This window comes from Atlantibacter sp. RC6, assembly GCF_014193285.1.
GTDB lineage: Bacteria > Pseudomonadota > Gammaproteobacteria > Enterobacterales > Enterobacteriaceae > Atlantibacter.
Window position 1 is genome coordinate 55,629 of sequence record NZ_JACHZE010000008.1, and the last position, 12,926, is coordinate 68,554.

The following is a 12,926-nucleotide window of genomic DNA, read 5'->3' on the forward strand; positions in this document are numbered from 1 at the left end:
ATTGATACCTCTATTCTCTCATTATTTTAAAAGGAATTATTATGCATTCGTTTAATAATAAACGACGTGCCTTCGGCTGGGCGTTACTTTGCCTGAGCGCAGGATCATCCGGCTTTTTCATTCCCCACGCCGTCGCTGCAGGATTTGTTGAAGACTCAACATTAACGGGCGGTATTTATTACTGGCAGCGCGAGCGCGACCGCAAAGATGTTATCGAAGATAAATACAAAACCAATCTTTCCCATGCCACCTGGAACGCGAACCTGGATTTTCAATCGGGTTATATCAATGATGTTTTTGGTCTGGATATCGCGGCATTTACTGCTCTTGAAATGGCAGAAGCGGGAGACAGCGCGCATCCTAACGAAATCGCCTTCTCCTCAAGCAATAAAGCGTATGACGAGGACTGGTCCGGGGATAAAAGCGGCATAAGCCTGTATAAGGCTGCGGCGAAAATGAAACTGGGCCCGGTGTGGGCGCGCGCCGGTTATATTCAGCCAACCGGCCAGACGCTACTGGCACCGCACTGGAGTTTTATGCCTGGCACCTATCAGGGCGCAGAGGCAGGCGCGAATTTTGACTACGGCGATGCTGGCGCGCTGAGCTTCTCGTATATGTGGACCAACGAATATAAATCGCCGTGGCATCTGGAAATGGATGATTTTTATCAGAACGATAAAACCACCCATGTGGACTATCTCCATTCCGTTGGCGCGAAATATGATTTTAAAAACGATCTGATACTGGAAGCCGCCTTTGGACAGGCGCAGGGCTATGTCGATCAATATTTTGCTAAAGCCAGCTACAAATGGCCTATCAGCAAAAACCCGTTGACCACCAGTTATCAGTTTTATGGCACGCGCGATAAAGTGGATAACGGCGGCATTAACGATATTTATGACGGTACCGCGTGGCTTCAGGCATTGACCTTCGGCTATAAGCTCGGGCAGGTGGATTTGCGTCTCGAAGGCACCTGGGTTAAGGCTGACGGCCAACAGGGCTATTTCCTGCAACGTATGACGCCAACCTATGCTTCCTCCAACGGCCGCCTCGATATCTGGTGGGATAACCGCTCCGACTTTAACGCCAACGGTGAAAAGGCCGTGTACGTTGGCGCAATGTACGATCTGAGCAACTGGGATTTAGCCGGGTTTGCGGTTGGCGGCTCTTATGTTTACGCCTGGGATGCGAAGCCCAGTTCCGCCCCCACCAGCGATGGGTACTATGATGCCGATTACCGGCTGAAAGAGTCCGCATACAGCCTGGATGCCAGCTACACGCTGCAACAAGGCCGCGCTAAAGGCACCCTGTTTAAACTCCATTTCACGCAGTATGACAACCATTCCGACATCCCCAGTTACGGCGGCGGATACGGAAATATTTTTCAGGACGAACGCGACGTGAAATTCATGGTCATCGCCCCGTTCACAATTTTCTGATATTTGCCGCTCAGGCGCGATAACGCCGTAAATAGCGGACATCATAAGGAATTTGCAATGAATAAATTAGCGTTGAGTGTATTAGCCGCCACGATTCTGGCGTCGCTAAACGGTGCGGCTGTCGCCGCAGGCCAGCAAACGGTCGATCAAATCAGCCGGTTTACCCTGAACTATACCGTCAATGATAATCATGCCGCCCTGCACGGCATTGATTGCGCAAAATTAGGCGCCGACTGGGCTTCCTGCAATAAAGCGACGATTACGCTGGTCAATAACGGCGAGGCGGTAACGGATAAATCCTGGACTATCTATTTCCACAGTATTCGCCGCATTCTGCAGGTTGAGAACGATCAGTTTAAGGTCAGCCATATTATGGGTGATTTACATAAACTGGAGCCCACCGACAAATTCACCGGCTTCCCGGCGGGACAGCGCGTCGACATTCCCATTATTAACGAATACTGGCAGCTATTTATTACCGATATTTTGCCGCGCTGGTATGTGACTGCCGACCATGCGACACCAAAAATTATCGCTAACACCGATACCGAAGATCTGACGCAGTTCGTTACGCCGCTGGGGGAACAATGGAAGCGTATCCCGGACGATAAAAATATCCTGATGACCGCGCAGACGCGTTTTGACAAAAACAGCGATCTGCATGTGTTGGATAACCGGTTACTGCGCGGGCAAATCATTCCCACGCCGCTTCAGCTGGACATTCATCCGCAAGATGTTGATTTGCGCAAGGGCGTTCAATTGCAGCCTGGCGCACTCGCAATGCCTGCTCAGCAGGCGATTGAAAGCCGTTTTGCGCTGTTTGGCGTGAAAACGGATGGCAGCTATCCCATCCGCAGTGAAATTTCACCCGGCGCGTTTAGCGGCAAAGAGGCGGTCAGCGGCGCGTACCAGTTGCACATTGGCAACAAAGAGGCCGTCATAACGGGTTATGACCAGGCAGGCGTGTTTTACGGGCTTCAGTCGTTGCTGTCGCTGATCCCCGCCCATGGCGCCCCCGTTATCGCCACCCTGGATGCCAAAGACGCCCCGCGCTTTGCCTACCGCGGTATTCATCTGGATGTCGGGCGTAATTTTCATTCCAAAGCGGCGGTGTTGCGCCTGCTGGATCAAATGGCCGCCTATAAACTCAACAAATTCCACTTTCATCTCAGCGATGATGAAGGATGGCGTCTTGAAATTCCCGGCTTGCCGGAGCTGACCGAAGTTGGCGCTAAACGCTGCCACGATCTGACTGAAAAAACCTGTCTATTGCCGCAGCTTGGCTCCGGGCCAGACAGCGACAACAACGGCAGCGGCTACTTTACCCGTGCGGATTACATTGAGATCCTGAAATACGCCGGCGCGCGGCAAATCGAGGTGATCCCGGAAATTGATATGCCCGCTCACGCCCGTGCGGCCATTATCGCTATGGAAGCGCGCTATGACAGGCTAAATCAGCAAGGTAAAACACAGCAAGCGGAACAGTACCGGCTGCTGGAGCCGGGCGACACCTCTAACACCACCGGCGTGCAGTATTACAACCGCACCGGCTATCTCAACCCGTGCCTGCCCGCCTCCAGCCGCTTCGTGGATAAGGTGATTGGCGAAATTCAGCAGATGCACAAAGAGGCAGGTGTTCCGCTGAATACCTGGCACTTTGGCGGCGATGAAGCAAAAAATATCTACCTCGGCACCGGCTACACCGATCGCGCGCATCCTGAAGCCGGAAAAGGCGTGATTGACCAAAGCCAGCAGGATAAACCCTGGGCCAAATCCCCTTCTTGCCAGCGGATGGTTAATGAGGGAAAAGTCGCTGACGTTGACCACCTCTCCAGCTATTTTGGCATTGAAGTCAGCAAGCTGGTGAAAGCGCATGGCATCACCGCCATGCAGGCGTGGCAGGATGGGCTGAAAGATGCCAAAGACGCCAGCACGTTCGGAACCGACCACGTAAACGTCAACTTCTGGGATACGCTTTACTGGGGCGGTTTCGATACCGCGAATGACTGGGCCAATAAAGGGTTCCGGGTAGTGGTGTCCAGCCCGGATTACCTCTATCTTGATTTCCCTAATGAGGTGAATCCGCAAGAAAGCGGCTATTACTGGGGAACGCGGTTCAGCGATGAACGCAAAATCTTCGCTTTTGCACCCGATAACCTCCCGCAGAATGCCGAAACTTCAGTCGATCGCGACGGCAACGCCTTTACCGCCAAAGCGGATAAGCCCTGGCCCGGCGCTTATGGGCTGTCTGCGCAACTGTGGAGTGAAGTGGTGCGTACCGATAAGCAAATGGAGTACATGATTTACCCGCGACTGATTTCCGTGGCGGAGCGCGCCTGGCATCGGGCTGGCTGGGAGCAGGATTATCAGACCGGACGCGAGTATAAAGGCGGTGAAAGCCATTTTGTGGATGTGGCGTCGCTTAACAAAGAGTGGGAGCGTTTCGCGAATCTTATGGGGCAGCGCGAGCTGGCGAAGCTTGAAAAGGCCGGCATCCAGTACCGTATCCCGGTTCCGGGCGCGCGGATAGTGAATGGGCAACTCAAGGCGAACAGTTCGCTTCCCGGTACGCCCATTGAATACTCTCTGGATGGCGGGCAGAGCTGGCAGCGCTACAACGCCAACATGCGGACCGACGCGACAGGAAATATCCTTTTACGTTCAACAAGTCAGCAAGGCCAACGCGTGAGTCGCGAAACGGTAGTGGCAAAATAAACCTACTCGCCGAAAAGAAAAAACCCTCTGGAAATTTCAGAGGGTTTTGCAAATAGTGGCAATATTACTTATGGCTGTTATTGGTTATTTGTCTCATCATCTTGCGAAAACAAATCAATAAAGGCTTTTTGCTGTTTGGTCAGAGTCCATGATTTCGGGATGGTTGTTTTTTGTTTCTGTTGCTTCTCGCCTTCGCGGTCTGCATCAATGCCCGTCGTCTTTTCCTCTTCTGATACCATGCTATCCCCAGATGTACCAGGCAAGCCCGCCCACCACTACCCAAAACAGGGCAGACAGTGCGAACACCGCGAGCCACGCTTTACGTTTCAGGTGCGCATCGCGCTGGGGTTGATGGCTTTCGGAAGACATCGGGCTCCTCATACAATCGACAGTGCTTATCATTTCTCACCAAACAATAGTCAGAATTAATCAAACGGTAAGATAAATCCTAATTAAAAAGTACTAAAAAATCCAGCGGATTTACGTGATATCTCAAGCTAAATAATCAATCTTTTGACGTCAAATAAATAATTGAACGTTGGGATTTGCCGAAGTGAAAATAGTTTTCTATTTTTGTCGTCCGGTAGAGACACAAAACCCATGCAGAACGCATGGGTTTTTAATGAGAGTAATTAACGGTTACCGTTAATTTCATTGATATTATTTATCCAGTCATCCGTTATTTAGCCGGTAATTTAATATCCTTGAACATTTCTTCGATATCTTCGTTAGAGCGCAGCGAAACGGCCGTATCCACCACATCACGGGTTAAATGCGGGGCGAAGCGCTGGATAAAGTCGTACATATAGCTTCTTAAAAACGTGCTGCGGCGAAAACCAATTTTGGTAGTGCTGTGGCTGAAGATGTCATGGGCATCCAGGCGGATCAGGTCCGGATCGGCAACAGGATCAACCGCCATACTGGCAATCACGCCCACCCCTAAACCGAGGCGTACATAGGTTTTAATCACATCGGCATCGGTGGCGGTAAACACGATGCGCGGGGTCAACCCGGCGCGGTTAAAGGCGGTATCCAGTTCCGAACGTCCGGTAAAACCAAAGGTGTAGGTCACCAGCGGATATTGCGCCAGCTCCTCTATACTCACCGACTCTTTAGACGCCAGCGGATGGTCAGGCGTGACCACAATCGAGCGGTTCCAGTGGTAGCACGGCAGCATCACTAAATCGTCATACAGGTGCAGCGCTTCGGTAGCGATGGCGAAGTCTGCGTTGCCTTTTGATACCGCTTCAGCGATTTGGGTGGGCGACCCCTGATGCATATGCAGGGAAACACGCGGATAACGCTCGATAAAGCCTTTAATCACGCCTGGCAGCGCATAACGCGCCTGAGTGTGCGTGGTGGCGACATACAGCGACCCTTTATCAGGCCAGGTGTGTTCCCCCGCCACGGACTTGATGGCGTCGACTTTCGACAGCACTTCCCGGGCGATACGGATAATCTCCTGCCCTGCTGGCGTGACCTGGGTTAAATGTTTGCCGCTACGGGCGAAGATTTGGATCCCTAACTCGTCCTCCAGCATGCGCACTTGCTTACTGATGCCGGGCTGGGACGTGTACAGCCCTTCTGCTGTCGACGAGACATTAAGGTTGTGATTGACCACCTCAACGATATAACGAAGCTGTTGTAATTTCATGGCAGGACCATCCGCGCTGCTCGCGCCTTCTGACGATGATTAAGACCGAATCAGTCTAAAAAAGAGGTTAACTATAACCACTATATCATTTATAGCTTCTGTGTATAGATGGAGAAAATAAATAATAACGCCGCAATAAATAAAAAGGGCCGGATTTCTCCAGCCCTTTTTTAGTTTCATTTACAGCAGGTTACTTACTGCCTTCGGCCCACTTACCGTCGACATAAAACGCTGACCAGCCAGTGGCTTTGCCCGCTTTCTCTGAAGAGACGTACTGCTGTTTGGTTTTACGGCTGAATTTAACCACCGCCGGGTTACCTTCCGGGTCTTTCTGCGGGGCATCAGCCAGATAACGCAGTTTTTCCGGCAGGCGATCGCGGAAGCGGTACAATTCTTCCACTAACGGCGCACGGGTTTCACGCGATTTCGGGAAGGTATTGGCGGCCAGGAACACACCCGCCGCACCGTCACGCAGCACGAAGTAGGCGTCGGATTTCTCGCACGGCAGCTCCGGCAACGGAACCGGATCTTCCTTCGGCGGCGCAACGTCGCCGTTACGCAAGATCTTACGGGTGTTTTTGCAGTCGTCGTTAGTACAGGCCATGTACTTACCGAAGCGACCCATACGCAGATGCATTTCCGAACCGCACTTCTCGCACTCCACAATCGGGCCATCATAGCCTTTGATGCGGAATTCACCCTCTTCGATTTCGTAGCCATCGCAGGTCGGGTTGTTGCCGCAGACGTGGATTTTACGCTTCGGATCGATCAGGTAGCTGTCCATCGCGGTGCCGCATTTCTGGCAACGACGTTTGGCGCGCAGCGCGTTGGTTTCGGCATCGTCACCTTCCAGCACATTGAGCACTTCGTTTTCCGGCACCAGATTGATGGTGGTTTTGCAGCGCTCTTTCGGCGACAGCGCATAGCCGGAACAGCCGAGGAATACCCCGGTACTGGCGGTACGAATGCCCATTTTGCGACCGCAGGTCGGGCAGTCGATACTGGTCAGTACCATCTGGTTAGGACGCATACCGCCCTCTTCCGGATCTTTCTCCGCCGTATCCAACTGGCGGGTAAAATCACCAAAGAAGTCGTCGAGAACCGCTTTCCATTCCGCCTGATGGTTTGCCACCTGGTCGAGGCTGCTTTCCATCTGGGCAGTAAAGTCGTAGTTCATCAGCTCACGGAAGTTCTCTTCCAGACGATCGGTGACGATCTCGCCCATTTTTTCGGCGTAAAAACGACGGTTTTCCACCCGCACGTAGCCACGATCCTGAATGGTGGAGATGATCGACGCATAGGTAGACGGACGACCAATACCGCGTTTTTCCAGCTCTTTCACCAGAGACGCTTCGCTAAAGCGCGCAGGCGGCTTGGTGAAGTGCTGCGCCGGGGTCAGTTCGACCAGCGACAATACGTCGCCCGGCTCAACGGCCGGTAACGTGCGGTCTTCATCGCCTTTACGCAGCGCTGGCATCACTTTGGTCCAGCCATCGAAACGCAGGGTGCGACCACGCGCTTTGAGGCGGAAATCTCCCGCTTCCACGGTCAACGTGGTGGAATCGTATTGCGCCGGCGTCATCTGACAGGCTACGAACTGGCGCCAGATCAGCTGATACAGTTTCTGCGCATCGCTTTCCATATCTTTCAGCACCTCCGCCACGACATTCACATCGGACGGACGAATAGCTTCGTGCGCTTCCTGCGAGTTGTCTTTGCTGGCGTACTGATTGGCCGACTCCGGCAAATATTTTTTACCGAACTGGTCTTTAATATAGTCGCGCACCATGTTCACCGCGTCCTGACTCAGGTTGGTGGAGTCGGTACGCATATAGGTGATATAGCCCGCTTCATACAGGCGCTGGGCCATCATCATGGTTTTCTTGACGCCAAAACCGAGACGCGTGCTGGCCGCCTGTTGCAGCGTAGAGGTGATAAACGGCGCGCCCGGTTTGCTGCTGGTCGGCTTATCTTCACGCTCCAGCAGGGTGTAGCGCGCTTTCTCCAGCAGGCTTACCGCCGCCATGGTTTGATCGCGGTTAACCGGGCGGAACGGTTTGTCGTTCTGATGAGTGACTTCGACCTGCAGCGCATCGCCTTTCGGCGTGGTCAGCGCGGCATCCACTTCCCAGTACTCTTCCGGCACAAAGGCTTTGATTTCGCGTTCGCGCTCGACAACCAGACGTACCGCAACGGACTGCACACGCCCCGCAGACAGGCCGCGGGCGATCTTCTTCCACAGCAGCGGAGAAACCATATAGCCCACCACGCGGTCCATAAAACGGCGCGCCTGCTGAGCATTTACCCGGTCGATATTCAGTTCGCCCGGCTTTTCAAACGCCTGACGAATCGCATTTTTGGTAATTTCGTTAAACACCACGCGGCTGTAGCGGGCGTCGTCGCCGCCGATGACTTCCCGCAGGTGCCATGCAATGGCTTCCCCTTCGCGGTCAAGGTCGGTTGCGAGATAGATGTGGTCGGCCTTTTCAGCCAACGATTTCAGTTCGGAGACAACTTTCTCTTTGCCCGGCAGCACTTCGTACTGTGCTTCCCAGTCGTGCCACGGGTCGACGCCCATGCGATTGACGAGCGCACCGCGCTCATCCTTTTTGACTTTTTTGCCGGTTTTAGCCGTTTTGGTGGAGGCAGAGTCAGCGCTCTTTTTCTGGGTTGATCCGCTGGTCGGCAAATCACGGATATGACCGACGCTGGATTTCACCACGTAGTCATTGCCGAGATACTTGTTAATCGTTTTGGCTTTTGCCGGGGACTCAACGATAACGAGAGCTTTACCCATATTCACCTTTACCTGGTTGATTCTTCCAAATGACGTCGCACGATAATTCACTTTACCGGGCCATACGCCGGGATATATTGCGATAGCCGTAAAGGAATTCAACCCTGCTTCATTTACCGATGCGACGGAACGCACTTTTCAGGTACCTGAGAAAGCAGGTTTTTCGCGCCATGACGACACAGCACGACGAAAGTCTGGTCGAATGTCAAGCAATTCTGTTGCCAGATTTGCGAAAGCGTCACACTCTACCTGATATAATTCGTTACGCAACTTTATTAGCATGCCTTGCTGTTGAGCGCCAACTTGTCAGTGCGAATAAATCCACACTCTCTTTCGGGGAAAATTTGCGCCCGATGTCAGGCGCGGCGTACACTACGCGCAGTTTTGAAGGAGTAAACTATGCAACAGACGATTCAACCGATAGACAAAAAAACACTGCTTGAAAAAGCAAATGCACTGATTGTCGAACATGAAGATTATATCGCGGGCATCATAGCCACCGATGTCGAGCAGAAAAACGGCGTGCTGGTCTTCAGGGGCGAATACTTCCTGGATGAGCAAGGTCTGCCGACGCCGAAAAGCACGGCGGTATTTAACATGTTTAAATATCTCGCCCACGAACTGTCTGAAAAGTACCGTTTGCAGGATTAAAAAAAGAGGCCGGATGGCCTCTTTCTCATTTTATGGGGCACGTCACAGTAACGGCTTCTCGCCGCGCTGCCACCAGCGCATCAACAGACGGTCGGCACTTTCCGCCGCGCTGCCGGTAAAACGGTCCATCATTTTTTTACGTCGCAGATAGCGCACACCCACCACGTCACGCTGGTTCATTTTTTCCAGGATCAGATCGTCGCTGGTGCTGATAGCGTCAACCAGGCCTTTTTCTTTTGCCTGAACGCCGTACCAGTGTTCACCGGTCGCCACCTCATCAATATTCAGGCTGGGACGCATCTCTTTCACAAAGCTCTTGAACAGCAGGTGCGTATCGTTGAGATCTTCGCGGAATTTCTCGCGGCCTTCCTCGGTGTTTTCCCCAAACAGCGTCAGGGTGCGCTTATATTGCCCGGCGGTGTGCAACTCCACATCGATGTCGTTACGCTTGAGCAGGCGGTTAAAGTTGGGGATCTGCGCCACCACGCCGATCGAGCCGACAATGGCAAACGGCGCCGCCACGATATGGCTGGCGACGCAGGCCATCATATAACCGCCGCTGGCCGCCACTTTATCCACCGCCACCGTTAACGGAATGCCGCGCTCGCGCAGGCGCTGGAGTTGTGAGGCTGCCAGACCATAACCGTGTACCACGCCGCCAGGGCTTTCGAGGCGCACCAATACTTCATCCTGCGGCGTCGCCACCGCCAGCACCGCCGTCACCTCTTCACGCAGCGACGTCACTTCATGAGCGTCCATACTGCCTTTGAAATCGATCACGTAAAGTTTGGCGCGCCCTTCTGCGGCGGGTTTGCCCTGCTTCGCCAGCGCTTTCGCCGCTTTGGCTTCCTGCTTGTGCTTTTTCTTCTGGGCCTTGTGCCACAGTTTTTGCTGATGGGGATCGAGCAGTGATACCGCCATCTCTTCCTGCATTTCTTTATATTGCTCGCTCAAACGGGTCACGCGCAATTCCCCGCGCTGCTGTTTCCTGCGCTGGGCGACATTGACGATAATCGCTGCAATGATCGCAATAGCGATCACAACCGTGGCGATTTTGGCTAAAAACAACCCATATTCAGAAAGTAGATCCACAACATCCGCCTTGATATCACGTCCAAAAGTTAGCTTTAGTGTACCGACTCAAGCCCAATCAGTCTCGTATGACATGTTTATCGTGGAATCTATCCCGTAATTTTCCGCGACGGTGAATTATTTCAAAATGTTAACTTGCGGCAGCCGGGGCGGATGGCCGATTGAAATAGCAGTCGGAATCAGGCATAACACGTTAAAACTCTGTGAATAGACTCTGTTTCGCACGCCAACTGCCCGCTCAGGAGTGATTTGTGCACTATCAACCCCAACGCGATTTGTTGCAAAACCGCATTATTCTTGTCACTGGCGCCAGTGACGGCATTGGCCGCGAAGCGGCGATGACCTATGCCCAATACGGTGCCGAGGTGGTCCTGCTGGGCCGCAACGAGCAAAAGCTGCGCGATGTCGCGCAGGCGATCCATCAGCAAGGCTACTCGCAGCCGCGCTGGTTCACACTGGATTTTTCCAGCGCCACGCCTGCGCAATGTCAGGAGCTGGCGAACCACATCGCCGCCCAGGTTCCCCGGCTCGACGGCGTATTGCATAACGCGGGCGCGCTTGGCGAAGTGCGTCCGATGATCGAACAAACGCCGGAGAGCTGGCTGGACGTGATGCAGGTGAACGTAAATGCCACCTTCTTTTTGACTCAGGCCCTGCTGCCGCTGCTGCTTAAATCAGATTCCGGTTCACTGGTCTTTACCTCTTCAAGCGTTGGCCGCCAGGGCCGCGCTGGCTGGGGAGCCTACGCGGTCTCGAAATTCGCCACCGAAGGCATGATGCAGGTGCTGGCGGAGGAGTATGTTCATCGCAATCTCCGGGTAAATTGCATCAACCCCGGCGGTACCCGCACCGCGATGCGCGCCAACGCGTTCCCGGCGGAAGATCCGAACAAACTCAAGACGCCGCGCGATTTAATGCCGCTCTATTTGTGGCTCATGGGCGACGACAGCCGTCGCAAAACCGGCATGACCTTTGATGCCCAACCCAACCGAAAACCAGGAATTTCTGAATGAGCGACGATCGTTACCAGCAGCGCCAACAGCGTGTTAAAGAGAAAGTGGATGCCCGCATCGCCAGCGCCCAGGAAGAGCGCGGCATACTGATGGTGTTTACCGGCAACGGCAAAGGCAAAACCACTGCCGCCTTCGGCACCGTAACCCGCGCCGTGGGCCACGGGAAAAAAGCCGGCGTAGTGCAGTTTATTAAAGGCACCTGGCCCAACGGCGAGCGTAACCTGCTGGAGCCGCACGGCGTTGAGTTCCAGACCATGGCCACCGGGTTTACCTGGGAGACGCAAAACCGCGAATCGGATACCGCCGCCTGCCTCTCTGCCTGGCAGCACGCCGAACGGATGCTGCGCGACGCCTCGCTGGATTTGGTGGTGCTGGATGAGCTGACCTATATGGTGGCCTACGACTATCTGCCGCTGGAGGTAGTGATGGAGGCGTTAAACCAGCGTCCGGAACAGCAAACGGTGATTATTACCGGACGCGGCTGCCATCGGGATATTCTTGAGATTGCCGATACGGTAAGCGAGTTACGTCCGGTGAAACACGCGTTCGACGCGGGTGTGAAGGCCCAGATGGGCATTGATTACTGATTCTGCGCAAACAAAAATGGTCGCTTTTGGCGACCATTTTTATTGCTAAGACGATTATCTTTCGCGGGTTTTCTTTACCGCCGGGCCGCTGCTGCGACGCGCGGTAGTCTGGCCGTGACGCTTCACTGCCCGACGGATCTGGTTCGCCTTCATGCGGCGACGATCTTTCTCCACCGCCACTTTGCTGCTGGTTTCAGCAGGCAGGCCCACCAGCTCACGCAGATAGTTGGTTTGCGCTAAATCCAGTTCGGTATAGCCGCCGCGCGGCAGGCCTTTCGGCAACGGGATGTCGCCGTAGCGCACGCGGATCAGGCGGCTCACCTGCACACCCACCGCTTCCCACAAGCGACGCACTTCACGGTTGCGTCCTTCGGTCAGGGTGACGTTGTACCACTGGTTAATGCCTTCGCCGCCGGTGAATTTAATGGTTTTAAACGCCGCCGGGCCATCTTCCAGTTGGACGCCGCGCGCCAGGCCGTTAATTTTGCTGTCTTCTACCTGACCAAACACGCGCACCGCGTATTCGCGCTCCACTTCACGGCTCGGGTGCATCAGGCGGTTAGCCAGTTCGCCATCGGTGGTGAACAGCAGCAAGCCACAGGTATTCACATCCAGACGGCCAACCGCAATCCAGCGCGCGCCGCGCAGTTTCGGCAGACGGTCAAATACCGTCGGGCGGCCTTCAGGATCGTTACGGGTGCACAGCTCGCCTTCCGGTTTGTAATACGCCAGCACACGGCAAATCTGCTCGGCGGATTCTTTAATCGAAATCAGGTGGCCATCAATACGAATTTTCAGTGCGCTATTAACTTCAACACGATCGCCCAGGGTGGCAATTTTGCCATCAACGCTGACGCGACCGGCGGAGATCATGGTTTCGAGTTCGCGGCGCGAACCGTGACCGGCGCGGGCCAATACTTTTTGTAGCTTTTCGCTCATGGAGCTTCCTTAAGATGTCGCCTTCCCAGGCGTCGAATG

General features: G+C 53.9%; 11 protein-coding genes. 5 read left to right on the forward strand and 6 right to left on the reverse strand.

From position 1 onward, the window contains the following. Positions 1–41: 41 nt before the first annotated feature. Together FHW74_RS16885 and FHW74_RS16890 are read left to right on the forward strand one after the other, a co-directional pair. On the forward strand, positions 42–1,439 hold the full coding sequence (locus FHW74_RS16885) for an OprD family outer membrane porin (protein ID WP_183171535.1): 1,398 nt from the start codon (positions 42–44) through the stop codon (positions 1,437–1,439). A 57-nt stretch (positions 1,440–1,496) separates the two neighbouring features. Further along, complete coding sequence (locus FHW74_RS16890) at positions 1,497–4,154, forward strand: beta-N-acetylhexosaminidase (RefSeq protein ID WP_183171536.1); 2,658 nt, start codon at positions 1,497–1,499, stop codon at positions 4,152–4,154. 77 nt (positions 4,155–4,231) lie between these two features. Here FHW74_RS16890 and FHW74_RS16895 read toward each other — a convergent pair whose 3' ends face one another. The 4 genes from FHW74_RS16895 to topA all read right to left on the reverse strand — a co-directional run bounded on the left by FHW74_RS16895 (position 4,232) and on the right by topA (position 8,605). Then, positions 4,232–4,393 (reverse strand): hypothetical protein, encoded by a 162-nt coding sequence (locus tag FHW74_RS16895; RefSeq protein ID WP_183171537.1) that lies wholly within the window; start codon positions 4,391–4,393, stop codon positions 4,232–4,234. A 1-nt stretch (position 4,394) separates the two neighbouring features. Next, entirely contained in the window at positions 4,395–4,523 is a 129-nt protein-coding gene (locus FHW74_RS16900; protein WP_203124826.1) for a YmiA family putative membrane protein, read from the reverse strand. Between the two features lie 310 nt (positions 4,524–4,833). Then, a complete protein-coding gene (gene cysB, locus FHW74_RS16905; protein ID WP_183171539.1) occupies positions 4,834–5,808 on the reverse strand; it encodes an HTH-type transcriptional regulator CysB in 975 nt (324 codons plus the stop codon). Between the two features lie 190 nt (positions 5,809–5,998). Continuing rightward, the gene (gene topA, locus FHW74_RS16910; RefSeq protein WP_183171540.1) at positions 5,999–8,605 is read right to left on the reverse strand and encodes a type I DNA topoisomerase; all 2,607 of its coding nucleotides are present in this window, start codon (positions 8,603–8,605) and stop codon (positions 5,999–6,001) included. Positions 8,606–9,004: 399 nt separating this feature from the next. Here topA and FHW74_RS16915 point away from each other — a divergent pair, with 399 nt between their 5' ends. Beyond that, positions 9,005–9,256 carry a YciN family protein gene (locus FHW74_RS16915; RefSeq protein WP_125294364.1) on the forward strand — a complete coding sequence of 84 codons (252 nt, stop codon included), beginning with the start codon at positions 9,005–9,007 and terminating at the stop codon, positions 9,254–9,256. A gap of 42 nt (positions 9,257–9,298) precedes the next feature. On the opposite strand, the gene sohB is transcribed toward FHW74_RS16915, so the two are convergent. Continuing rightward, entirely contained in the window at positions 9,299–10,348 is a 1,050-nt protein-coding gene (gene sohB, locus FHW74_RS16920; protein ID WP_183171541.1) for a protease SohB, read from the reverse strand. A 251-nt stretch (positions 10,349–10,599) separates the two neighbouring features. On the opposite strand from sohB, the gene FHW74_RS16925 reads away from it, so the two are divergent. Together FHW74_RS16925 and cobO are read left to right on the forward strand one after the other, a co-directional pair. Beyond that, positions 10,600–11,361, forward strand: coding sequence for a YciK family oxidoreductase (locus tag FHW74_RS16925; protein WP_183171542.1), 762 nt, complete (start codon positions 10,600–10,602; stop codon positions 11,359–11,361). After that, positions 11,358–11,948: a cob(I)yrinic acid a,c-diamide adenosyltransferase gene (gene cobO / locus FHW74_RS16930; protein ID WP_183171543.1), complete on the forward strand. Its 591-nt coding sequence runs from the start codon at positions 11,358–11,360 to the stop codon at positions 11,946–11,948. The genes FHW74_RS16925 and cobO overlap by 4 nt, the downstream gene beginning before the upstream one ends. Before the next feature lie 54 nt (positions 11,949–12,002). Here cobO and rluB read toward each other — a convergent pair whose 3' ends face one another. Then, positions 12,003–12,887, reverse strand: coding sequence for a 23S rRNA pseudouridine(2605) synthase RluB (gene rluB / locus FHW74_RS16935; protein ID WP_183171544.1), 885 nt, complete (start codon positions 12,885–12,887; stop codon positions 12,003–12,005). Between the last annotated feature and the right edge of the window lie 39 nt (positions 12,888–12,926).